Below are 20,870 nucleotides of genomic sequence, written 5' to 3' on the forward strand. Positions count from 1 at the left end.
CGTGCCCGGAGCCTAGAACGAACCAGTGGTGAACTGCCAGGTCCTGCCTGCGAACGGGTTCCCGGCAAGGTCGCGCACGCCGGCGCTGCCGCCGGTCACCGTCACGGTGTACTTGGTCCTGGCGGCCAATGCCTGCTGGGGGTCAAGGATCCACTCATTGGTGGTGGCGTTCCGGAAAACGGCCGCCGGCACCACGGCACCGGTAGCGGCATTCTTCACCGTGAAGGTGGTTCCGTTGACCCCCTGGACGGCCTCATTGAAGGCAACGCTGATGTTGTTTGTCCGGCGTACCAGCAGTGCCTTGCTGCCGGGGGTGTAGCCGGTGACCACGGGCGCGGCACCGGTAACAAAGCTCCAGCTGGTGGCCGCCAGCGGGGTTCCTGCGCTGTCACGGATGGCCGAGGCGCCGCCCACCAGCGTGGCCGTGTAGCGGGTGTCCGTGGCCAGGCCGGCGGCCGGGTTAAGGGTGGCGGTGCGGGTGGTGGCGTTGTACGTGACGCCGGCAGGGATGGTGCTGCCCGCCGCGTTCTTGAGCACAAACGTCCCCGTGGTGACGCCCTGGACGGCGGCACTGAAAGTGGCCGTGACATTTGTTCCCGTTGCCGCGGCCGTTGCGTTGGCTCCCGGGGTGGTGGCGGCGACGGTGGGCGCCGGAGCGGGCGCAGGCGCAGGCGCCGGAGCGGGCGCAGGCGCAGGCGCCGGAGCGGGCGCAGGCGCAGGCGCCGGAGCGGGCGCAGGCGCAAGCGCCGGAACAGGTGCGGGTGCTGGAGCAGCAGCGCCGGCAAACAGCAAGCGGTTTGGGGTACCGCTGGTGGCTCCGGCAACCGCTCCGGCGGTGGCGTTGGATGCCAACGCACCTGCAACTTGGGCCGGAGAGAGGGCGGGGTTCTGGGAAAGCAGCACTGCGGCTGCCCCGGCCGCGTGGGGAGCGGCCATGGAGGTTCCGGACATGGACACCGTGGCGGTGGCAGAGGTGTGGTGGGCCGAGGTGATGCCCACACCGGGGGCATAAAGGTCCACGCAGGAGCCGAAGTTGGAGAAGGACGCCTGCCGGTCACTGGAGTCGCTGGCAGCCACCGTTACTGCTCCGGGGACGCGGGCTGGAGAGTTGCTGCAGGCATCCACGGCGGAGTTGCCGGCGGCAACCACCGCGGTGACGCCGTCGTTCATAACAGCCTGGATGGCCGCATCAACAGCGGAGCTGGCGGCGCCGCCCAGGCTGAGGTTGGCCACTGCCGGCGTCCCGGCCGTGTGGTGGGCGGCGATCCAGTCCAGGCCCGCCACCACGTCCGAGTTGTAGCCGGAGCCGTTGCAGTCGAGCACACGGACCGGCACCACGGTGGCGGCCTTGGCCACACCGTAGGTGGATCCGGCCACCGATCCGGCCACGTGGGTGCCATGTCCGTTGCAGTCGCTCGAGCCCCGGCCGTCAGCTACGGCGGACCAGCCTGCTGCCACCCGGCCGCCGAAATCTGCGTGCGAGGCAAGGACACCGGTGTCCACAACATAGGCACTCACACCTGCTCCGGATGCCGTCCAGGAGTAGGACCCGGACAAGGGCAAGGACCTCTGGTCCACCCGGTCCAGGCCCCAGGGTGCAGGCTGCTGGGATGCGGAGAGACTGACGGGTGCATCGACCTCCACCGAGACCACGCGGCCGGAGCGTGCCAGCGCAGCCGCCTGTGCTGGATGGGCATTCACCACTGCGCCACGGAAGGCGTGGGCAAAGGTACGGCCGACGGCAAGTCCCTGCCCCCGCATTCCGGCCACCTCTGCGGCAACATCTGTGTTCGCTGCGTAGTGGACGATGTAGCGGCCCGCTGCTCCGGCATTAGCCGGCGGAGCAGCTGATGCCGGCACGGCGGCTGCGTGAAGGGCGAAGGCGGTAACCAGCACTGCTGCGGCGGGCAGCACAAAGTATGGAGTGCGAATTTTGGGGTCCTTGCTTCGGCGTTGCGGGCTGCGCGGGCAGGTAGATCATCCGCCCTACCAAAAGACTAGGACCCGTTTCCGCACCGGAACCGGGTCTTTGCAGGATCCTGTGCCAACCCTTTGGGATTCCTGCGGCTGGACGCCAGGGGTCAGATTGAGGCTCCCGCGGGGATGTTCGGCTGGTGGTTCCGCCAGGAGTATTCGGGCTCAAAATTGAGCAGGCGCCTGGCCTTGTCAATGGACAGCATGGTCTCGTGCTCGCCAAGGTCCTTGGTGACTTTGACGGCGGGGAACACCTCCGCCGCCAGTTCCGCGCTGGACCGGTTCATCACCGTGTCCGCGTTGGCGATGATGTACGCTTCGAAGCCCGGCTTGGCGTTTTCGAGCGCGCGGACCACGGCCTGCGCGCCGTCGCGGCCGTCGATGTAGCTCCAGAGGTTCCATTTCCGCAGCGTGGCATCGGCGTTGAACGCGGGAAACCCGTCGTAGTCCTCAACGTCCATGACGTTGGAGAACCGGAGGCCGGAGATGCTCAGCTCGGGGTCCCACCGCGTCAGCTCCATAGCCATCTGTTCCTCGAGGTGCTTCACCAGCGAGTAGGTGCTCTCCGGCCGGGCGGGGTACTCCTCGTCAACGGGAATGTAGGGCGGGTCGACGTCGAACGGCAGTCCCAGCACTGTCTCGCTCGAGGCGTAGACTACCTTCTTGATTCCGGCCCGCCGGGCTGCCTGAAACACGTTGTAGGTGGCGAGCATATTGTTCTCGAACGTGGCGGCGTCCGGGATGATGCCGGGCGCGGGAACGGCACCGAGGTGGACCACTGCGTCGAACCCGCCGTGCCGGTCGTCCAGGCCGAGCAGGACATCCACAACCTCGCCGTAGTTTCGGAGGTCCACCACCACCAGCCCGGGGTTCCGCTCCCCCGCGCGGTCAAGGTTGAGCACCTGGTGCCCGTCGCCGGTGAGTCTGCGCACCACGTGCCGCCCCAGCTTTCCGCTTCCTCCGGTTACTGCCACCCTCATGCGCGTTCTCCTTTTTCGTTGATGAAGCGTTCGACGGCGGTGATCGCAAGTTTGGTGATGTCGCCGGGGTCGCCGCTGCCGTTCACCGGCACCAGCAAACCCCGCCCTGCGTAGACGGACACGACTTCGTGCGTCTCACGGTGATAGAGATCGAGGCGGCGCCGGAACACGTCCACCGTATCGTCCCTGCGGCCCTCGTCCTGGGCACGCCGCAGCATCCGCTGTTCCAGCTCGGCATCGGGGGCCCGGAGCTCGATGACTGCATCGATCCCATGCCCCTGCGAGGCAAGCATATTGTCGAGTTCGAGCACTTGGGGCGCGGTGCGCGGGTAGCCGTCCAGAAGAAAGCCGGCCTGGACGTCGGCGTCAAGGAGCCGGTCCTTGACCAGGGCGTTGGTGAGGTGGTCCGGTACGAAGTCGCCGTCGTCGAGGTACTTTGCGGCTTCATTGCCCAGTTCCGTCTGCCGGCCGACATTGCTGCGGAAGATTTCACCCGTAGAGACGGCGGGGATGCCGAAGTGCCGGGCGAGGTTCTCCGCCTGCGTACCCTTGCCGGAGCCTGGCGGACCGATGATGAGCAATCTGGTCAAGTTTCTGTCCCTCCATAGCGCAGCAAACGCTGGTTTCCGGGTCCGGCACCGGCAGCGCCGGCGCGTGCCCCATTCTGCCTGTAATGCCCGTTCCAGCGCCAGCGCCCGCGTACCCACGCCGCGTCAAAACGACGTTTTCCGGCCCCACAGGATGTATATACTTCTGAGTATCGGTTTAGCAGCAGGCCGTTGGAGAGTTCGTCGATCCAGCGAGCATTGCTGCCTCCCGCCCCCCGTTGGGCGGACGGAGCATGTTACCTGCTCGTTTTGACCTGAGCGAATGGCACAGAGAAACCGTGGCCAGCGAGTCAACTGCAAAAACTGATACATCTGTTACTGAGCACCTGCATGAACTTGTCCTCAACAGCTCCGACGTTGAGGACTTCCTTAACGAACTCGCGCAGGTGGCCGCCCGCAATCTGTCCGAGCCCGGCGACGAGATCCTGTGCGCCATAACCCTGCTGCGGCATCGGAAAGCCGCCACGGTGGCCAGCAGCAGCCCGGCCGCCGAGGCCGTTGCGCGCCTTGAGTACGAGTTCAACGAAACGCCCAGCATGACAGCCTCCACCAGCCAGGAGACCGTCCAGGTGCCGGAAATCCGCGAGGACGGCCAATGGCCTGAATACTCCGCGGCGTTGCTGGGCGAGGGCGTCCGCTCAGTCCTGGCGCTGCCCTTCCAGCTGGAAGGGGAGACCAAGGCTGCGTTGCTGCTGTACTCGGGCCGGCCCAACCGTTTTGAAGAACGTCTGCTCAAGTTCGCCGAAGACTTCGTCAGCCAGACCTCCCTCGCGCTCCGGCTCGCCGTCCGCTTTGCGCATTACAGTGAGACCGCGGCAAACCTGCGGGCCACCCTGGAATCGCGCACAGTGATCGACATGGCCGTGGGCATCATCATGGCCCAGAGCAGGTGCAGCCAGCTCGACGCCTTCGAGATTTTGAAGACCGCGTCCAGCACCCGCAATTCGAAGCTGCATGAGGTTGCCACGGCGGTGGTCAACTCCCTGGGCCAGGGCCGGGCGCGCACTCATTACGACGGATAGCAGCCCGGCGTCAGGCCTCTTCGCTGGCTCGCCCGCCACTGTTACCTGCGCACTGGGACCGCGGCGGTAGACTGATGCCAACTTTGCCGGGGGCTCCAATGAAAAAGAAGCGTGTCTGCCTCGTCGTTGAGGACAACGACGATATCCGCGGACTGATTACGATGGTCCTGACCCGCGCAGGATTCCAGGTGCGGGCCGTCGGCACTGGTGCAGAGGGCATCGCAGCAGCAGCGGACCCTGCCGTCGCGCTGGTAACCCTGGACCTGGGACTGCCGGACATGGACGGACATGTGGTGGCCCGTGCGCTCCGGGCGCTGAGCAAGGCTCCCCTGCTGTTCCTCACTGCCAGGTCCGAGAACGACGACGTGCTGGCGGGAATGGCGTCCGGCGCCGCCGCCTACCTCACCAAGCCCTTCCACCCCGAGGAACTCCAGGCCCTGGCGGAACAGCTCTGTCCGGCGCCCCTTTCACAGACGCCGCACATCTCCGGCAAATCCCTCTGCTAGTTTGCCTGCCTAGAAATGAGGCATGACTCCTCACCAGACCAAACTCCGTAAAGGCAGCCGCTTCCGGCGCGCCGTCACCGCAGGGGCTGTTCTCAGACGTCTCCGCCTACGAGGCTAGCCAGCCAGGCACCTCAGAGGGCACCTCCATAGGAACAAGTACGACGGCGGACACCGCGTCCGCCGGCGCCGTCACCAAGGACACGTCCTACGTCTCGGACAGCTCGAACATCCGCATCTCTACGGTGACCACCGGCAGCGGCGACAGCACCGTCACCTACTACGTCGCCGACGTCGTGCTCGATGACGCCACCACCCTCCAGTCCGCCTTCGCCAATGACAGCTTCGGCGAGAACATCGGTGTGGTGTTCCGGGACGAGGGTGCCCGCCAGGGCCTGGCGTTCTACCGCGACGGCACGGTCAAGGTCTACGACGAAACCACCACCACCGCCGAAGAACTGCTGGCGGACGGAGTCTGGAACACCCTCTCCTTCGGTCCCTCCCTGCTGGACAACGGCGAGGTGGCCGCCGGGATCGAGGACGTGGAAGTGGACACCAACTTCGGCAACCACTCCATCCAGGGCGAACAGCCGCGCACCGCCGTCGGGATTATTGGCGAGAACCACCTGGTGCACTGTCCGGCTCGGCCGCCGGGCTGGGCCTGGGACTGGGCCTCTTCGGTGTCCTGTCCATCATCCGGCTCCGCTCCACCGAGCTGGCGCAGCACGAGGTGGCCTACTACTTCTCAGCCCTGGCCCTGGGCCTGATCGCCGGCCTGGGCATCGAGCCGCTCTGGCTGACCGGCTCGCTGATGGCCCTGATCCTGCTGGTCATGTTTGTCGGTGACCACCCCCGCGTCCTGCCGGCCCACCGGCACCAGACGGTCATCCTGGACCGTGCAGTCGCCGAGGACGGCGAGCTTTACGCCCGGCTGGAGGAAGTCCTGCACGGCACGGTGCACTCCGCAACCGTCCAGGAGCTCGACCTGGTGAACGACAAGACGATTGTGGATGTCCGGTACGCCTACTCCCCGGTCGTCTTTGCCGCTCCCGTCGGCTTCCCGGCAATCACGACGGCGGCACCCCGGCATGCGGATCAGGCACCGGCTGAGCCGGCCCCCGTAGCCTCGGCTCCCGCACATGTCGCAGCCCGGGCAGGTGCGGCATGAGCACCGCCGCAACCGCCGCCGTCGTCAGTAATCTTCGCTTCCTTCCGCCCGTGGGGCTGGAAGAGCTCAACAGCGAGGCCGCACTCCAGACCCGCGTGGACCGGAAGTACGTTGTTCCCGCCGGGCTTGCCCGCCAACTCCTGAGTACGTTCCGTGCAGATGTGCGGGTGCTCGAGATGGACGGCTCCCGCAGCTTCGCCTACGACTCCGTCTACTTCGACACCGCCAACCTGGACAGCTACCGGCTGGCCGCCCACGGCCGCCGAAGGCGCTACAAGATCCGCACCAGAACCTACGTGGACAGCGCCGTGAGCTTCCTGGAGGTCAAGACCGAAGGCGCTCGCGAAGCAACAGTCAAGGAGCGCATTGCGTACCACCTTGACGACCGCGCCCGGCTCACTGCCGAAGGCCTGGACTACGTCCGCGAGACGCTCACTGCGGCCGTCGGTTCGGTTCCCGTGGATCCGCTGGGACCGGTACTGGAAACCCGGTACAACCGGACCACTTTGTACCTGCCGGAGTCCGGGAGCCGGGCCACCATCGACACCCACGTGACGTGGCAGCGACCGTCCCACCCCGCCTGGGTGCTGGACGATGCGGTGATCCTGGAGACCAAGTCCGGCTCCACCGCAGGCCTGCTCGACCGGCATCTCTGGGCCTACGGCGTCCGGCCTTCCCGGATCTCCAAATTCGCCACCGGGATGGCTGCGCTCTGCCCTGACCTTCCCGCCAACCGGTGGAACCGGACGTTGAGCCGCAGCCTGTCCCTTCGGCCCGCCGTCTAGCCTTCCCCTTCGCGATTCACCCCCACCAAACTTCCCAAAGGACCACCCATGAAGAACCTCCGTACCCATCTCTCCGTTGCCGCCCTGGCTGTCACTATTGGCCTTGCCGGTTGCTCGGTGGCAGGCACCACCCCCACCGGGGTCTCGGCCATCAGCAGCACCGGCGCCTCCTCCGCCGGCAACACTTCCGGCACCGCCCAGGCCGTCTCCCTGGATACCCTGGCCGAGGACACGCATTACGACGACGACGACCTCACCTGGGATGCCGCGTCCGAAGTAGTCGTGACCCTGGCGGACGGTGCCAGCACTGTGACATCGTCGTCGTCGGACGCCGTAAAGGTCGACGGCGACACCGTCACCATCACCGCGGCCGGCACCTACCGCCTTCACGGCTCGCTGTCCGACGGGCAGGTGGCGGTGGCCGCCGGTGAGGAGGACGTGGTCCGCATCATTTTCGACGGCGTGCGCGTCACCAGTTCCACCGGCTCACCGTTTGTAGTGCAGAGCGCCAACGAGGCCATCGTCTACCTCGAGGACGGAACCTCGAACACCCTCAGCGATGCCTCCACTTATGCGGATCAGGGGACAGACGCCCCGAACGCCGCCCTGTACTCGATGGCAGACCTGACCATCGCCGGAACCGGTTCGCTGGCTGTGGACGGCAACTTCAACGATGGCATCTCTGCCAAGGACGGCCTGGTCCTGGCGGCGGGCAACGTCACCGTGGACGCTGCTGATGACGGCATTGTGGGCAAGGACTACGCGGTGCTGCTGGACGGCGCCTACCAGGTGTCCGCGGCCGGGGACGGCTTCAAGTCGGACAACGAGGAGGACGAAGGCCGCGGCTGGGTGCTGATCAATGGCGGCACCCTGAACGTCAGCGCCGGCGACGACGGCATCAAGGCCTTCAACACCCTCACCATCGCGGCCGGCACCGCCACTGTTGAGGAGTCGGAGGAGGGCCTGGAGGCCCAGCACATCATCATGACCGGCGGAACCGCCACCGTCACCGCAAACGACGACGGCGTGAACGCCTCGGGCGGCAGCAGCACCACCACTGGCACGACGCCCCAAGGCGGCATGGGTGGGGGCATGGGCGGCGGCGAGATGGCCGTAGGCGACTACACCGTGGAGGTCAGCGGCGGACTGCTGACCATCAACTCCCAGGGCGACGGCCTGGACTCCAACGGCAATGCCAGCATCTCCGGCGGCACTGTGGTGGTCAACGGCCCCACCAACTCCGGCAACGGAGCACTGGACGTTAACGGCGAGCTGGCAGTCACCGGTGGAACCCTGGCAGCGGCCGGCAGTGCGGGTATGGCCGTCACCCCCGGCGCCTCCTCCACGCAGTCCGGTGTGCAGGTAACGCTGGGATCGTCAGTCACCGCGGGAACCGTGGTCCAGATCGGCGATTCCTCCGGCACTGTGGTGGCGGTGTTTGTCACGAGCAAGGCCACCGCCTCGCTGGTGTTTTCCTCCGCGGCCATCACCGAAGGTGAGGAATACACCATCTACACCGGCGGCACGGCAACCGTCAGCGCCGGCCTGGGCGAAGGCTCACTGGACGGCGCTACCGAGCAGGGCACGGTTACGGCCGGCGAGTACACCGCCGCCCAGGGCCCAGGGGGCGGCGGCGGACCGCGCTGGTAACCCCCAACGCTCTGTCACCTACCGCAAAGTCTCCCGAAACCCTCGCTCACCTCCGGCGACGGCGGCCTCCCGCCGTCGCCGGAGTTCTTGCGCTAAGCGCGGACTACTTGGCGAGGAAGCGCAGCAGCGCTTCGTTGACCTCCGCCGCGTGGGTCAACAGCAGGCCGTGCGGGGCACCCTCGATCTCCACATACTCGGCGCTGGGCAGGGCCTTCGTGAACAGCCGTCCCGTCGAATCGATGGGGAGAATGTTGTCCGCAGTGCCATGGAGGATCAAGGCAGGAACGTCGATCTTGGGAATGTCCTCCCGGAAGTCCGTGAGCCAGGTGGGCTGGGCTGCAACGGATGCGGTGGCACCGGCGCTGGCCGCGGTGTTCCAGCTGGCGGTGACGGCCTCCTGGCTGAGGCGCGGCGTGCCCAGGAACGTGTCACTGTTGTAAAAGTTCTTGAAAAACTCTGTGAAGAAGGCGTACCGGTCTGCCGTTACTGCCTCATTCAATCCGTCGAAGACCTCCTGCGGAACGCCGTCGGGATTGTCATCGGTCTTCAGCAGGAACGGTTCGAGGGAACCGAGGAACGCCGCCTTGGAAACCCGGGCCGAGCCGTAGGTGCTCAGGTAGCGGGCCACTTCGCCCGTACCCATGGAGAAGCCCACCAGCACAGCGTCGCGCAGGTCGAGGGTGGTTAAAATGGTGTCGAGATCGGCAGCGAAAGTGTCGTAGTCGTATCCCACGGTGGTCTTACTCGACTTGCCGAAGCCGCGTCGGTCATAGGTGATGACGCGGTAGCCAGCGCTCAGCAGCGCGGTTGCCTGTTTTTCCCAGGAGGCGCCGTCCAAGGGGTAGCCGTGGATCAGCACGACAGGCTGGCCCGAACCATGGTCCTCATAGTAAAGCTCGATGTCAGTGCTGTTTTCAGTTCCAACGGTGATGAAAGCCATCGCGGAGGGTCCTTTCGAGACTGTGGGATCGATGCGGGCGGAGAACTGCCTTGCCCGCGCAATTCCTACTCTAGGGTGGTCCGCCGTGCCCTGCGCTACTGGGAAGGTTGCGGAAGCTCGCACGTTATCTGCGGATTGGCGCCCATGTAGTTCAACGGGCCGGCGGCGATGGTGATTGCTATCGTCCCGGCTTGCGCACAGTTATCCGGCGCTCCACCGAAGTAGCCACGCTGCCAGGCGGCAACACCGCCGATGATCAGCCAGATGACAATAAGAGCTCCGAGAATCCGCATGATTCCTCCATAGGCCGCGGCGGCTGTGGGATCAATTATGCGGCGTCCGCTGCGAAAAGTGAGAGAGCGACTGAAGAACGTCCCCGAAAGGTGATAGAGCGTCGGGGAAAATGTACGGAAAGTGATCGAGCGTCGGGGAGGGCGAACAAAAATGCACCTCCGGCGCCAGGTTGGTTCCCGGTACCGGAGGTGCATTCGGTGTTCTACATCAGGCGTTACTCAAATCAGGCCGTGCATTGATCAGGCGCTGGCCGGCTTGTCCGGGAGTGCCAGCCGGAAGATCTTTCCCCATGTCGAGCCGACCTGCTTCAGCAGCGGGCCTGTGGTGTACTTCAGGCCATAGCGCTGGCAGATCTCGCGGACCCTCGGAGCTACCTCGGCGTACCGGTTGGACGGCAGGTCCGGGAAGAGGTGGTGCTCGATCTGGTGCGACAGGTTGCCGGTCATGAGGTGCATGAATTTCGACCCGGAGATGTTGGCGGAGCCGATCATCTGGCGGATGTACCAGTCGCCGCGGGTTTCGCCTTCCGCCATTTCCTCCGTGAAGGTGTCGGTGCCTTCGGGGAAGTGGCCGCAGAAAATGACGGCGTGGGCCCAGACGTTGCGGACCGCATTGGCCGTCAGGGTTCCGTAAAGTGCCTGCTTGCCTGAACCGGTGAGCATCGCAACGGCGGGGGTTGCGGCGTAGTCCTTGGTGAACTGGGTGACAACCTTCTTGCCCAGGGCCTTGAGGTCCTTGAGCAGCGCTTCCTTGGACTTCTTGCCTTCCTGGAACTCCGTGAGCTCGAGGTCGTAGATGGCGATGCCCCACTCGAAGAGGGGCGCCAAAATGGCGTTGAACAGCGGGTTGGCCAGGTTAATGGGCTTCCACGGCTGCTGCTCGTCCATGCGCAGGAGGTTGTATCCGACGTCGTTGTCCTTGCCCACCACGTTCGTCCAGCGGTGGTGCAGGTCGTTGTGCGTGTGCTGCCAGGAGCGCGACGGGGTGACAAAATCCCACTCCCACGTTGTGGAGTGGATGTCCGGGTCCCGCATCCAGTCCCACTGGCCGTGCAGGACGTTGTGCCCGATCTCCATGTTTTCCAGGATCTTGGCCAGGCTCAGCAACGTGGTGCCTGTGACCCACGCGGCCTTGTTCTTGCTGACCAGCAGCGCAGCACGGCCGGAGATCTCCAAGCCGCGCTGGACCTTGATCACCCGGCGGATGTACGCGGCGTCGGATGCTCCGCGCTTGGCCAGGATCTCGTCGCGGATGGCATCGAGTTCGCGTCCAAGTTCGGCCACCTGCTCGTCGGTCAGGTGGGCGGCAGCGGGAGGCCGGACGGTGGGGCTGCCGGATTCTGCCAGCTTTCCGGGGCGCGTCCTTGACCCTCCGGTGGAACTGCCTTCGGTGGGTGTGGGCTTGCTGGGTGTAATTACAGACATACCGTGATGCTCCTCAGATTTCGAGGTTGACGGGTCCGGCGGCTGCCGAGACACACGTTTGGATCAGTTGGCCGGGTTCGCCATGGACTTCCCCGGTGCGAAGGTCCCTGACCTGGCCGGACAGGAGTGGCGTGAGGCAGCTGTGGCAGATACCCATGCGGCAACCGCTGGGCATCAGCACCCCGGCGTCCTCACCGACGTCGAGCAGAGGGGTGTCGCCGTCGGCATCCACCTCGCGGTCGGACGCTTCGAAGGTGACAAGTCCGCCGTCGTGCCCAACACCGCCCGCGAAGGTGGTGTTGAAGCGTTCGATCATCAGGTTGCCGGCACCGCCGGCAACCGCGATGTCCGAGCCGGGTGCCGCCGTTGTCAGCGCTGCCTGCTTCCACAGCGCCTCGGCGTCATCCAGGAAGCTGTCCGGACCGCAGGCGTAGGCGGACCGTTCCTTCCAGTCCGGGCAGATTTCGTCCAGCTGCGCGGTGTTGGTCAGGTCCATGCGGCCTTGCTCGCCCGTGAACCAGTGGGCAAGGCGGAAGTTGGGGAACTGGTCGGCCAGCTCGGCGAGTTCTTCGCGGAAGAGGCTGTCGCCGGGGGTGCGGGCTGAGTGGACCAGCACGACGTCGGCATCCGGACGCCGCGGAACAAGCGTGCGGATCATGGACATCACCGGGGTGATGCCGCTGCCCGCGGTCACCATCAGGAGGGGCCGGGGGTGTTCCGGGAGCACGAAGTCGCCCTGCGGGGGCGCCAGGAACAGGACATCGCCCGGGCGGGTGGTGCGCACCAGTGTGCCGGAGACTGCGCCCACGTCGGTGACCGTGATGGCCGGATCCTTGCCGGCCGGGGCGCTGAGGGAATACGACCGCCAGTGGCGGACGCCGTCGAGTTCGACGCCGATGCGCGCCCACTGGCCCGCCAGGTGGGAGTGCCAGCCGCGGCCGGGCCGGAAGAAGATGGTCGCGGACTGTGCTGTCTCCTGCACCACCCGGGTGACGACACCGCGAAGCTGCCGCGCAGAGTAGACGGGGTTGAACAGCGCGAGGATGTCCTCCGGCGTCAACGGCGTGGTGAGTACAGAGGCCGCTTGGGCCAGCTGGCGTAGCCGGATCATGCGATAAAGCCTAGGGCGGCGCGAGCCATATTTCTCTCTCTCCGTCATATGACCGTTCCGCAGTCACGCTGTAGTGGGGGCGCTAAGCCCCCAAGCCGCACTTTAAGAGTAACGGCTGCGATATACGGAACGTTCCCCCAACGTTTCAGTAAGCATGCTTAGCATACCGCTATTTTGGGCGGCAAGAGAGATTTTACTCCGTGGCCGCATTCGTTACGCCAGCCTGATTGGGTCAGGGCTGCCGAGCTCAAGGCAAGCGGTAACCCGCTCTCTTCGCCGCCCTCCGCGACGGCCTGACGTCCGGTCAGGCCGGAGGAGCGCCTCCATTTCAAACATGAGCCGCGCCTGTTACACCGCCGTTCTGCGGTCTTCCTCGGCGATCCTGCGGGCGTTCCTGCGGTCCATGCAGCGTCGATACAACGAGGGCCACCGAAACCACCAACAAGACAAAGAACGACGGCAGCACCCGCAGTGCCGTCGTCGTTCTTGTGTATCGCTGGAATGGCCTGTTCGGAACCCGGTTTTACTTGTGGCCGCGGAACTTAACGTCTACAGGCTTGCTTTTATCTGAGTCGTACTTCCAAGAGCCCTTGCCGTTCTTGTCCTTGTAGGCGATCTTGACGATGTGGTAAACGGTGACCTGCTTCTTGTTCTTTTCCGGGAATACCTTGTCGACCTCAACCTTTATCTCTTTGTTCTTGGGGACCCATACCCAGCCCTTGCTGTGCGGCCGAATCTGTTTGCCGTCCCCCTTCTTCGTTTCCTTGAACAGTTTCTGGTCAAAGTAAACGTGGGTGCCCTTGTCGCAGCTGATCTTGAACTTGAAGACGACCTTCACGGCCTTGCCGTAGTCTTTGGTCCCCTTCTTTTCATGTACGACCGGTGTCTTGGCTTCGACCGTACACGTGTCTTTCTTGGGATATCCCGCGGCGTTGGCTGGGCCAGCGAGAGCGATAGGACCGGCAACCAGTCCCAGCGAAATAGTGGAAACCAACGCGAGCCGGGCTGCCAGTGGGCGCCGCTGCCGGGTTGGAGGAGTGATGGTCATAGTCTTGCTCCTGCTTAGCGATGCACGTGTTATCTGAGGTCGGGCAGCACTAGCCGATCACGTGGCACGTGGAGACCTATCAACCACTTCTGCCGCTTTATTGTCGTCCACCTGTACCAGCAGGCGGGCTTGGAGCCGAATGCGTTTTCAAGGCAACTTCTTGTATCCGGTACTTCAGAATTTTACCCCCGTAAGTGAAAGTGAGCGATTGTTTTGGCGGAATTGTAACCATTAGGGGTTTGCCTCGGGGCAGAGGGCGAGCTCTCCTTTTGTCACGGTTCACAACGTACCGGAAGCGTCCCGTCACCGGGATCGGCAACCGGGCAAACTGCTGGTCGCCACCTCCGCCCTGGAACGGGAGTGGCTGGAGGAACGCGCCGCCATCCACGGCCTCGACTGCGAGGGCCTTGAAGGCCGATGGCTAAACTGGCACCGTGACCAACAGCGAGCAGCCCGCCAACGCCGAGGTGCCGCCGTCGCGCGGAAGGATCGCCGAACGGCTGCTGCCCGGCGGCGAGGAACCCGACCCGCGGTTCACGCTCGCCAACGAACGCACGTTCCTTGCCTGGATCCGGACATCCCTGGCGCTCCTGGCCGGCGGCATTGCGGTCGAGGCCTTCACCGCAGACCTTTTCCTGGAGCCCGTCCGGAAGGGCCTGGCAGTCGTCCTGCTCCTTCTGGGCATGCTGCTGAGCGCCGGCTCTGCGGTGCGGTGGTTGCGGGTGGAACGGAGCATGCGCAATAAGGCTCCGCTGCCGCTGCCGCTTATTGTCCCGCTGCTTGCCGGGGCAGGGGCCCTGGCGGCCGCCGTCGTGCTGATTTTTATCCTCTGGCGCTGAACCGGTGCTGCCCACCCTCCCCGCAGGCGGCCACGGGGATCCGGGCCTCCAGCCGGAGCGGACCGCGCTGGCCTGGGGCAGGACGATGATGGCCCTGGTGACGGTCAGTGCGATCTTCCTGCGCTGGCTTCCGGTCCACGGGCTGCCCATCCTGCTGCTGTTCGCCGTCTCGGCCGGGGCAGCCGCTGCGATCTACTTCACCCAGCGCCGCCGCTACAGGGCCAGCTTCCGCGGCATCGCCAGGGAAAATGTCGACGCCGACATCACCGCGGTGCTGTGGACGGCTTTTGCGGGGGTTGCATTGGGCGGCCTCGGCATCGGCGTGGTCCTTGCCGCTTAGCGCGTTCCCGCCCTAAAACATCGGCAGGACAATCCCCGCGAGCAGCGCCACCGCGCCGATCCCGGTGAGGCAGCGGCCCAGCACAGCCGCTGTCTTTCCAGCCTCTTCCGGGGCCGCCATCTGCCACTGGGTGGGGCGCTTTGGGTGGTAGTAGATGGGGAGCGTATCCCCCACCGCCAAGTCCTTGATGTCATGCGGAGACATGGGTGCATGGTGCACCTGGTACTTCCGGTCGAACCAGCGGAAACCGACTCCGGTGTTGTCCGAATAGACCACGGCCTCGGCCACGGCCCACGGGTGCACAAAGCGGCGCAGGAAGCCTGTATAGAAGAGCAATCCCAGCCCGGCGGGCAGGCACAAATAAGTGAGCATTTCCAGGATTGGACCTGCCATATCAAGCACAGTGGGCATGATCCTGATGGTACAGGCGTACGCTGAGGGAGATGTTTCCGGCGGAAGGTGTAGACATGAACGACGAAGATCTTTTGGCCCGCATCCAGGCTTTGGTGGAGGAGGAACACACACTCCGCGAGGATGCCGGAGACGGCCAGGCGCCGGACCAGGGCAGGCTCCAGCAGGTGGAAGAAAGGCTGGACCAGGCCTGGGACCTGCTGCGCCAGCGCAGGGCCAAAGCGAAATCAGGCGAAAACCCCAACGAGGCTGAAGCCCGCCCAGTCAGCGAAGTAGAGGGCTACAAGCAGTAGCCCTCTACTTCGCGTTTTGCCGGCGGGGTCAGCCGATCGGTTCCGGCATTTGCTCCACCACGTACTGGGCGTCCACGGAGAGCCCGGTGACCGGATCTGCCATTTCAACTTTCCAGCTGCGGGCGAACTGGTTGACGCCGCCGGTCATGGCCACGGTGCCGGAGATGAGCACGGTGCCGGGCTGGTTCAGACCCCGCTCCGCCAGCACTTCCAGCCAGTAGTCCGGGGTCAGCAGCGCCTCCAGTGAGCTGACCTGGATGAGGGTGTCCGGTGTTTCCCCTTCCCCCACCCAGCCCTTCAGCGTGATCCTGTCCAGGTGGTCACGCACTTCGTCAAGCCGCCAGGCCTTCCGGCCCAGGACGTCCGGGCTCGCGTTCTTGCTCCACGCCACGCCGTGGACTTCAAGCTCCCGGTCCGTATGGTCGCAGGCAGCTGTCAGCAGCACGCCGTCGTCCGTGATTACCAGCGCCCATTCGGCCTCCCCGGACGTCCGTCCGTGCTGCACACGCACTTCGGCCACCTGCTGCGCCAGGTAGGGCGATACCGGGTACAGGGCCGGGGTAGTCGTCGGCCCCGGAACGCCAAGCTCGGCCAGTTCAGCAATGTGCGCCTGGACTTCATCCTGCTCGCGACCCGCATATCCGGCGTTGAGAAGGTGCTTGACCTGCACGTCCTTGGTGCTGCCATCGGGAAGTTCAAAGCTGAGAACCGTCATGGTGGATCCGTCCTTTTCGTGTGCTGCAGGAAAAAAATTAACAACCGGAAACCGGAAAGGGTCGCCAATGTACATCCAGTATGCGTAATGTATACATTACATGCCAGCGTGACAGGCGTCACCTTTTGAAACCACCGTGGAGGACACCATGAGCAACTCTCCCGTTCCGGCTCCGGGCGCAGCGCCGCACCCAGGCAAGCCGATCCACCCCAAGGGCCTGTACAAGGCCTTTGCCGCCAGCCTTACCGGAACGGCCCTTGAGTGGTACGACTTCGCCGTTTACTCAGCAGCCGCCGCCGTCGTATTTCCCCTCGTCTTCTTTCCCGCCTCTGATCCCCTCACGGGCACCATCCTCGCCTTCTCCACCTACGCCGTGGGCTACGTGTCCCGGCCGGTGGGCGGCATCATCTTTGGCCGCCTCGGTGACCGGATTGGACGCAAAAAGGTCCTCGTGACCACTCTGATGATCATCGGCGTGGCCACGGTGCTGATTGGTGTCCTTCCGGGCTACGCCAGCATCGGCATCGCCGCGCCCATCATCCTGGTGCTGCTGCGGTTCGCCCAGGGCGTGGGCGTAGGCGGCGAATGGGGTGGCGCGGTCCTGCTCTCCAGCGAATACGGCGACCCGCACCGCCGTGGATTCTGGGCCTCTGCCGCACAGGTGGGTCCGCCCGCCGGCAACCTCCTGGCCAACGGCGCGCTGGCGCTCCTGACCGTAATGCTGACCGAGGAACAGTTCCTCGGCTTCGGCTGGCGCATCGCGTTCCTGGTCTCCGCCCTGCTGGTTGGATTCGGCCTGTGGATCCGGCTCCGCCTCGAGGACACCCCCGTCTTCAAGGCAATTCAAGCCCACGGTGAACAGCCCCACGCCCCGATTAAGGAAGTCTTCAGCAAGGAACTCCGCCCGCTCATCGCAGCCATCCTGTGCCGCGTTGGTCCGGACGTGCTCTACGCGCTTTTCACCGTCTTCACCCTGACGTACGGCATCCAGGTGCTCGGCTATGAGCGCAACCAGGTTCTTACTGCCGTCCTGATCGGCTCCGCGTTCCAGCTCTTTATGATCCCCCTGGCCGGAGCCGTCTCGGACCGCATCAACCGACGGCTGGTTTATGGTGCCGCCGCGGTGCTGGGCGGCGTCTGGACCTTCGTGTTCTTCGGGGTACTGGGCGGGAACAACCAGCCGATGCTGATCATCGGCATTGTCCTGGGCCTCATGGCGCACTCCTTTATGTACGGCCCGCAGGCAGCCTTCATTGTGGAGCAGTTCTCCCCGCGGCTCCGCTCCACGGGAAGCTCCCTCGCCTACACCTTTGCCGGCGTGATCGGCGGCGCCATCGCCCCGCTGATGTTCACGGTGCTGCTCTCGCAGTTCGGCACCTGGATCCCGGTGGCCATCTACGTTGCAGTGGCTGCCGTGGTCACCCTGATTGGGCTGGGCATGGGACGGGACTCGAACACCGTGGAGGACGAGGACTACCGGCTCCTGCTGGAAGGTACCGGCGTGACCCGGACCTCCGGCGTCGGCGAATCCCGCTAAGTTGCCGGGGACTTTTGTCCACCTGACTCTTTCGAAAGGCCTTCCGGCCCGCGTTATGTGGACAAAAGCTCCCTCAGGTGCGGAGCAGGAGGTCCCGGGTCACAGCCAGGTGATGGTCGATCGCTTTCTGGGCCTGAACCTCATCGCCGGACACCAGGGCGTCGACGATACCCTGGTGTTCGGCGCACACGGCCTGGCGGCGGCCGCTGGTCCGGAACAAGGCCGATACTCCCACCAGTATCTGGCGGACGTGGAGCTTGCTGTAGGTCCGGGAAATGAGCTCGTTGCCGGCCGCGTCGATAAGCTGCTGATGGAAGAGAGTGTCCAGCCGGATGAATTCACGGGCATTGTCAGCCTCGCTGGTGTCGGGAATCCGGGCCTGGAGGTCCAGGGTTTCCTGCAACAGGGCGGCGGGGACGCGTTTCTCGGCGATCACCAGCCTTGCCGCGTGGCTCTCCAGGACGCCGCGGAGTTCCATGAGTTCAGAAATTTCCCTGCCGGTGACTGGCGGAACGTAAGCGCCGCGTTGTGGGATGAGCTCCACCAGTCCGTCCGAGACCAGGAGCAGCAGCGCCTCGCGGACCGGGGTCCGGGAAACGCCGATTTCGGCGGCGAGTTCCTGTTCGTTGAGGAAGCGGCCCTGGAGCTCCGGGTCGATCAGGACGTTTTCGCGCAGGTGGGCGTACGCCTTTTCGCGTCCGGACGCTGCCATGCCTGCCGTTTTTCCCATACATTATGTATACAACAGATTGGAGCCACCCATGCGTCTAGCAGTCGCCCAAATCATCAGCAGTGCAGACCCTGCTGCCAACCTGGAGCTCATCCGGGACTACGCCACCCAGGCCAAAGCCGCCGGCGCGGAGCTTGTCGTATTCCCCGAGGCTGCCATGCGCGCGTTCGGGCACTCACTGGCAGACATCGCAGAACCCGTGGACGGTCCGTGGGCTGAGAAGGTCCGTGCCGTGTCCAAGGAGCTGGACATTGCGATCGTCGCGGGAATGTTTACTCCCGGGAAGGACGGCCGGGTCCGCAACACCCTCCTGGTTACCGGCCCCGGGGTGGATACCTCCTACGACAAGGTGCACCTTTTCGACGCGTTCGGCTTTGCCGAATCCAAGACCGTGGATGCGGGGACCAACCCCGTGACCTTCGAAATCAACGGCACCGTGTTTGGCCTGGCCACCTGTTACGACGTCCGCTTCCCCGCCCTCTTCACCGCCAATGCCCGGGCCGGGGCGCAGGTCAACATCGTCTGCGCCTCCTGGGGCGCCGGTGAAGGCAAGGCAGAGCAGTGGGACCTCCTGGTGCGGGCACGCGCCTTGGACAGCACCACCTTCGTGGTGGCCTGCGGCCAGGGCGATCCAGAGACCATCGGAGCAGGCCCCGCCGGGACCGCGCCTACGGGCATCGGCCACAGCGCCGTCATCACTCCCTTGGGCTCAGCGGTTGCCGCACTGGGTGGAAAGCCGGAACTCGCCGTCGCCGACATCGATCCGTCGGTGGTGGACGAGGTGCGCACCAAGCTTCCCGTACTGGCTAACGCCCGCCAGTTCTGATCCTTCAGGAGAGCCTGTTGGCCCACCGAGTCTCCCCGGCTTTGGCAGCCCCGACGACGGCGCGCCGCATTTTCGGTGCGGCGCGCCGCCGTCGTTTTCCAAAGATGGGGAATTTCAGCTCTTTGGATGGGAGGCGTTTACACCGCTGAAACATTCCCGACATGGGCACTTCACAGAGGCACAATTTCCGTAACACCAGCGCAACTTTCCCGGCCATTTCCTGAAACACGGAACCCGAAAGATGGATGGCGGGGGAAATGCGAGGGCCGGCAAAGCGCCCCGCATCTAGGCGCAATGCGAAGGGACCCGCAGGTGGAGATCACTGCCCAACATGTCTGGCTGATGATTTCGGCCGCGATGGTACTGCTGATGACGCCCGGGCTCGGCCTCTTCTACGGCGGCATGACACGCGCCAAAGCCGCCTTGAACATGATCATGATGAGCTTTATCTCCGCCGGGATCGTTGGGGTGGTTTGGGTTCTATGGGGTTACTCCATGACAACCGGCGACGGCGTGCTGGGCCTCTTTGGCAATCCCTTCGCCAGCTTCGGACTGCAGACCCTGGTGGGCTCCCCGGACCTGATCAAAGCCGGGTACAGCGCCACGTTCGCCATCATCACCGTGGCCTTGATCAGCGGTGCCATTGCCGACCGCGCCAAGTTCGGCGCCTGGGCTGTGTTCGTTGCCGTGTGGGTCACCGTGGTTTACTGCCCCCTCGCCTACATGATCTGGGGCGGTGGCCTGATGAGTGCCGATGGAGCTCTCACCGCCGTTTTCGGCCAGGTCATTGACTTTGCCGGCGGCGCGGTTGTGGAAATCAGCTCGGGCACTGCCGCGTTGGTGCTCGCCCTGATCGTGGGCCAGCGCCACGGTTTCGCGAAGGACCCCAACCACCGGCCGCACAACGTGCCGTTCATCATGCTGGGTGCCGCCATCCTGTGGTTCGGGTGGTTCGGCTTCAATGGCGGAGCGGCGACGACGGCGGAACAGGCCGGCCTGATCTGGGTCAACACCCTGGTGACGCCGGCAGCGGCGATGCTCAGCTGGCTGGTGACAGAAAAGATCCGCCACGGCCACCCCACTTCGCTCGGAGCTGCGTCCGGCGTGGTGGCCGGGCTGGTTGCCATCACTCCGTCCTGCGCCAACATCAGCCCGGTGGCCGCCATCTGTCTGGGCCTGGTGGCCGGAGCAGCCTGCGCTGTTTTCGTGGACCTGAAGTACCGTTTCGGGCTGGATGATTCCCTCGATGTGGTGGGGGTCCACCTGGGTGCGGGACTTATTGGGACCCTGGCACTCGGTTTTATTGCCCTCCCGGTGGACGGCCAGGGCAGCGGGTTGTTGTATGGCGGCGGTTTCCAGCAGCTCGTGGCGCAGTCCGTGGCTGTGGTGATCACGGTGCTGCTGTCAGGTGTCGGGACCTTGGTTATCGGCCGTGCCATCAACAAAACCATCGGGTTCCGCGTCAGCCGCGAGGCCGAGACCGCCGGCGTTGACCTTTCCGAGCACGCCGAGAGCGCCTACGCCTTCGGGGAAATGGGTGCCGCTTTCAACCCCACGAGCCACGCAGTCCCTCATTCCCCCGCCGTTTCCCACTCCCCCGCAATCCAAAACCCGGCCGGGCAGCGGGCCAAGGAAGACTCCTTCGCCTGACAGTTGACCGGCCAGGGCGGCG

22 protein-coding genes and 1 pseudogene are annotated in these 20,870 nt (G+C 64.9%); 12 read left to right on the plus strand and 11 right to left on the minus strand.

The genetic code is table 11. The annotated features are described in order from the left end of the window. Positions 1 to 12 precede the first annotated feature (12 nt). The 3 genes from CXQ88_RS19870 to CXQ88_RS19880 all read right to left on the minus strand — a co-directional run bounded on the left by CXQ88_RS19870 (position 13) and on the right by CXQ88_RS19880 (position 3,544). On the minus strand, positions 13 to 1,914 hold the full coding sequence (locus tag CXQ88_RS19870; RefSeq protein ID WP_104045848.1) for a S8 family serine peptidase: 1,902 nt from the start codon (positions 1,912 to 1,914) through the stop codon (positions 13 to 15). 167 nt (positions 1,915 to 2,081) lie between these two features. Next, positions 2,082 to 2,954 carry an NAD-dependent epimerase/dehydratase family protein gene (locus CXQ88_RS19875; RefSeq protein ID WP_104045849.1) on the minus strand — a complete coding sequence of 291 codons (873 nt, stop codon included), beginning with the start codon at positions 2,952 to 2,954 and terminating at the stop codon, positions 2,082 to 2,084. Beyond that, positions 2,951 to 3,544, minus strand: a complete 594-nt coding sequence (locus CXQ88_RS19880) for an adenylate kinase (RefSeq protein WP_104045850.1) — start codon at positions 3,542 to 3,544, stop codon at positions 2,951 to 2,953. Before CXQ88_RS19880 ends, CXQ88_RS19875 begins: the two co-directional genes overlap by 4 nt. Positions 3,545 to 3,840: 296 nt before the next feature. Between CXQ88_RS19880 and CXQ88_RS19885 the strand changes: the two genes are divergently transcribed. From CXQ88_RS19885 to CXQ88_RS19910, 6 genes and pseudogenes are all read left to right on the plus strand, one after another. After that, positions 3,841 to 4,584, plus strand: coding sequence for a GAF and ANTAR domain-containing protein (locus CXQ88_RS19885; protein WP_104045851.1), 744 nt, complete (start codon positions 3,841 to 3,843; stop codon positions 4,582 to 4,584). 98 nt (positions 4,585 to 4,682) lie between these two features. Next, positions 4,683 to 5,090, plus strand: coding sequence for a response regulator transcription factor (locus CXQ88_RS19890; RefSeq protein WP_104045852.1), 408 nt, complete (start codon positions 4,683 to 4,685; stop codon positions 5,088 to 5,090). A 92-nt stretch (positions 5,091 to 5,182) separates the two neighbouring features. Beyond that, a pseudogene (locus CXQ88_RS19895) lies at positions 5,183 to 5,749 on the plus strand (phosphodiester glycosidase family protein); the annotation flags it as partial. Positions 5,750 to 5,781: 32 nt separating this feature from the next. Beyond that, positions 5,782 to 6,255 carry a DUF4956 domain-containing protein gene (locus tag CXQ88_RS19900; protein ID WP_373637804.1) on the plus strand — a complete coding sequence of 158 codons (474 nt, stop codon included), beginning with the start codon at positions 5,782 to 5,784 and terminating at the stop codon, positions 6,253 to 6,255. Then, complete coding sequence (locus tag CXQ88_RS19905; protein WP_104045854.1) at positions 6,252 to 7,040, plus strand: polyphosphate polymerase domain-containing protein; 789 nt, start codon at positions 6,252 to 6,254, stop codon at positions 7,038 to 7,040. Before CXQ88_RS19900 ends, CXQ88_RS19905 begins: the two co-directional genes overlap by 4 nt. Positions 7,041 to 7,088: 48 nt before the next feature. Then, on the plus strand, positions 7,089 to 8,690 hold the full coding sequence (locus CXQ88_RS19910) for a carbohydrate-binding domain-containing protein (RefSeq protein ID WP_104045855.1): 1,602 nt from the start codon (positions 7,089 to 7,091) through the stop codon (positions 8,688 to 8,690). Between the two features lie 103 nt (positions 8,691 to 8,793). Here the strand turns inward: CXQ88_RS19910 and CXQ88_RS19915 are convergent, their stop codons facing one another. From CXQ88_RS19915 to CXQ88_RS19935, 5 genes are all read right to left on the minus strand, one after another. Continuing rightward, positions 8,794 to 9,630, minus strand: coding sequence for an alpha/beta fold hydrolase (locus tag CXQ88_RS19915; protein ID WP_104045856.1), 837 nt, complete (start codon positions 9,628 to 9,630; stop codon positions 8,794 to 8,796). 95 nt (positions 9,631 to 9,725) lie between these two features. Further along, entirely contained in the window at positions 9,726 to 9,923 is a 198-nt protein-coding gene (locus CXQ88_RS19920; RefSeq protein ID WP_104045857.1) for a hypothetical protein, read from the minus strand. A 240-nt stretch (positions 9,924 to 10,163) separates the two neighbouring features. After that, positions 10,164 to 11,348 carry a fatty acid desaturase family protein gene (locus CXQ88_RS19925; protein ID WP_104045858.1) on the minus strand — a complete coding sequence of 395 codons (1,185 nt, stop codon included), beginning with the start codon at positions 11,346 to 11,348 and terminating at the stop codon, positions 10,164 to 10,166. 13 nt (positions 11,349 to 11,361) lie between these two features. After that, on the minus strand, positions 11,362 to 12,459 hold the full coding sequence (locus CXQ88_RS19930; protein ID WP_104045859.1) for a ferredoxin reductase: 1,098 nt from the start codon (positions 12,457 to 12,459) through the stop codon (positions 11,362 to 11,364). Between the two features lie 523 nt (positions 12,460 to 12,982). Then, positions 12,983 to 13,507, minus strand: a complete 525-nt coding sequence (locus tag CXQ88_RS19935) for a hypothetical protein (RefSeq protein ID WP_104045860.1) — start codon at positions 13,505 to 13,507, stop codon at positions 12,983 to 12,985. A gap of 434 nt (positions 13,508 to 13,941) precedes the next feature. On the opposite strand from CXQ88_RS19935, the gene CXQ88_RS19940 reads away from it, so the two are divergent. Continuing rightward, a complete protein-coding gene (locus CXQ88_RS19940) occupies positions 13,942 to 14,346 on the plus strand; it encodes a YidH family protein (RefSeq protein ID WP_104045861.1) in 405 nt (134 codons plus the stop codon). Between the two features lie 4 nt (positions 14,347 to 14,350). Continuing rightward, positions 14,351 to 14,686, plus strand: coding sequence for a DUF202 domain-containing protein (locus CXQ88_RS19945; protein WP_104045862.1), 336 nt, complete (start codon positions 14,351 to 14,353; stop codon positions 14,684 to 14,686). A gap of 12 nt (positions 14,687 to 14,698) precedes the next feature. On the opposite strand, the gene CXQ88_RS19950 is transcribed toward CXQ88_RS19945, so the two are convergent. After that, positions 14,699 to 15,097, minus strand: a complete 399-nt coding sequence (locus CXQ88_RS19950) for a DUF3592 domain-containing protein (RefSeq protein ID WP_104045863.1) — start codon at positions 15,095 to 15,097, stop codon at positions 14,699 to 14,701. A 56-nt stretch (positions 15,098 to 15,153) separates the two neighbouring features. On the opposite strand from CXQ88_RS19950, the gene CXQ88_RS19955 reads away from it, so the two are divergent. Then, positions 15,154 to 15,390, plus strand: coding sequence for a DUF2630 family protein (locus tag CXQ88_RS19955; RefSeq protein WP_104045881.1), 237 nt, complete (start codon positions 15,154 to 15,156; stop codon positions 15,388 to 15,390). A gap of 28 nt (positions 15,391 to 15,418) precedes the next feature. Here the strand turns inward: CXQ88_RS19955 and CXQ88_RS19960 are convergent, their stop codons facing one another. Beyond that, positions 15,419 to 16,105 carry a DUF2848 domain-containing protein gene (locus CXQ88_RS19960; protein WP_104045882.1) on the minus strand — a complete coding sequence of 229 codons (687 nt, stop codon included), beginning with the start codon at positions 16,103 to 16,105 and terminating at the stop codon, positions 15,419 to 15,421. Between the two features lie 148 nt (positions 16,106 to 16,253). On the opposite strand from CXQ88_RS19960, the gene CXQ88_RS19965 reads away from it, so the two are divergent. Next, positions 16,254 to 17,642, plus strand: a complete 1,389-nt coding sequence (locus CXQ88_RS19965) for an MFS transporter (protein WP_104045883.1) — start codon at positions 16,254 to 16,256, stop codon at positions 17,640 to 17,642. Between the two features lie 73 nt (positions 17,643 to 17,715). Here the strand turns inward: CXQ88_RS19965 and CXQ88_RS19970 are convergent, their stop codons facing one another. Next, complete coding sequence (locus CXQ88_RS19970) at positions 17,716 to 18,372, minus strand: GntR family transcriptional regulator (RefSeq protein ID WP_104045864.1); 657 nt, start codon at positions 18,370 to 18,372, stop codon at positions 17,716 to 17,718. A gap of 31 nt (positions 18,373 to 18,403) precedes the next feature. Here CXQ88_RS19970 and CXQ88_RS19975 point away from each other — a divergent pair, with 31 nt between their 5' ends. Next, positions 18,404 to 19,198: a carbon-nitrogen hydrolase family protein gene (locus tag CXQ88_RS19975; protein WP_104045865.1), complete on the plus strand. Its 795-nt coding sequence runs from the start codon at positions 18,404 to 18,406 to the stop codon at positions 19,196 to 19,198. Between the two features lie 312 nt (positions 19,199 to 19,510). Further along, entirely contained in the window at positions 19,511 to 20,848 is a 1,338-nt protein-coding gene (locus CXQ88_RS19980; RefSeq protein WP_258062035.1) for an ammonium transporter, read from the plus strand. Positions 20,849 to 20,870 lie beyond the last annotated feature (22 nt).

The sequence above is a fragment of the Arthrobacter sp. ZGTC412 genome (genome assembly GCF_002929215.1).
GTDB lineage: Bacteria > Actinomycetota > Actinomycetes > Actinomycetales > Micrococcaceae > Arthrobacter.

Excerpts from the sequence above, each read along its gene's own strand:
- CXQ88_RS19890 (WP_104045852.1), top strand. The coding sequence starts at position 4,683 with ATGAAAAAGAAGCGTGTCTGCCTCGTCGTTGAGGACAACGACGATATC.
- CXQ88_RS19960 (WP_104045882.1), bottom strand. The coding sequence starts at position 16,105 with ATGACGGTTCTCAGCTTTGAACTTCCCGATGGCAGCACCAAGGACGTG.
- CXQ88_RS19920 (WP_104045857.1), bottom strand. The coding sequence starts at position 9,923 with ATGCGGATTCTCGGAGCTCTTATTGTCATCTGGCTGATCATCGGCGGT.
- CXQ88_RS19875 (WP_104045849.1), bottom strand. The coding sequence starts at position 2,954 with ATGAGGGTGGCAGTAACCGGAGGAAGCGGAAAGCTGGGGCGGCACGTG.
- CXQ88_RS19925 (WP_104045858.1), bottom strand. The coding sequence starts at position 11,348 with ATGTCTGTAATTACACCCAGCAAGCCCACACCCACCGAAGGCAGTTCC.
- CXQ88_RS19965 (WP_104045883.1), top strand. The coding sequence starts at position 16,254 with ATGAGCAACTCTCCCGTTCCGGCTCCGGGCGCAGCGCCGCACCCAGGC.
- CXQ88_RS19955 (WP_104045881.1), top strand. The coding sequence starts at position 15,154 with ATGAACGACGAAGATCTTTTGGCCCGCATCCAGGCTTTGGTGGAGGAG.
- CXQ88_RS19905 (WP_104045854.1), top strand. The coding sequence starts at position 6,252 with ATGAGCACCGCCGCAACCGCCGCCGTCGTCAGTAATCTTCGCTTCCTT.
- CXQ88_RS19930 (WP_104045859.1), bottom strand. The coding sequence starts at position 12,459 with ATGATCCGGCTACGCCAGCTGGCCCAAGCGGCCTCTGTACTCACCACG.
- CXQ88_RS19935 (WP_104045860.1), bottom strand. The coding sequence starts at position 13,507 with ATGACCATCACTCCTCCAACCCGGCAGCGGCGCCCACTGGCAGCCCGG.
- CXQ88_RS19915 (WP_104045856.1), bottom strand. The coding sequence starts at position 9,630 with ATGGCTTTCATCACCGTTGGAACTGAAAACAGCACTGACATCGAGCTT.
- CXQ88_RS19975 (WP_104045865.1), top strand. The coding sequence starts at position 18,404 with ATGCGTCTAGCAGTCGCCCAAATCATCAGCAGTGCAGACCCTGCTGCC.
- CXQ88_RS19950 (WP_104045863.1), bottom strand. The coding sequence starts at position 15,097 with ATGCCCACTGTGCTTGATATGGCAGGTCCAATCCTGGAAATGCTCACT.
- CXQ88_RS19970 (WP_104045864.1), bottom strand. The coding sequence starts at position 18,372 with ATGGGAAAAACGGCAGGCATGGCAGCGTCCGGACGCGAAAAGGCGTAC.
- CXQ88_RS19910 (WP_104045855.1), top strand. The coding sequence starts at position 7,089 with ATGAAGAACCTCCGTACCCATCTCTCCGTTGCCGCCCTGGCTGTCACT.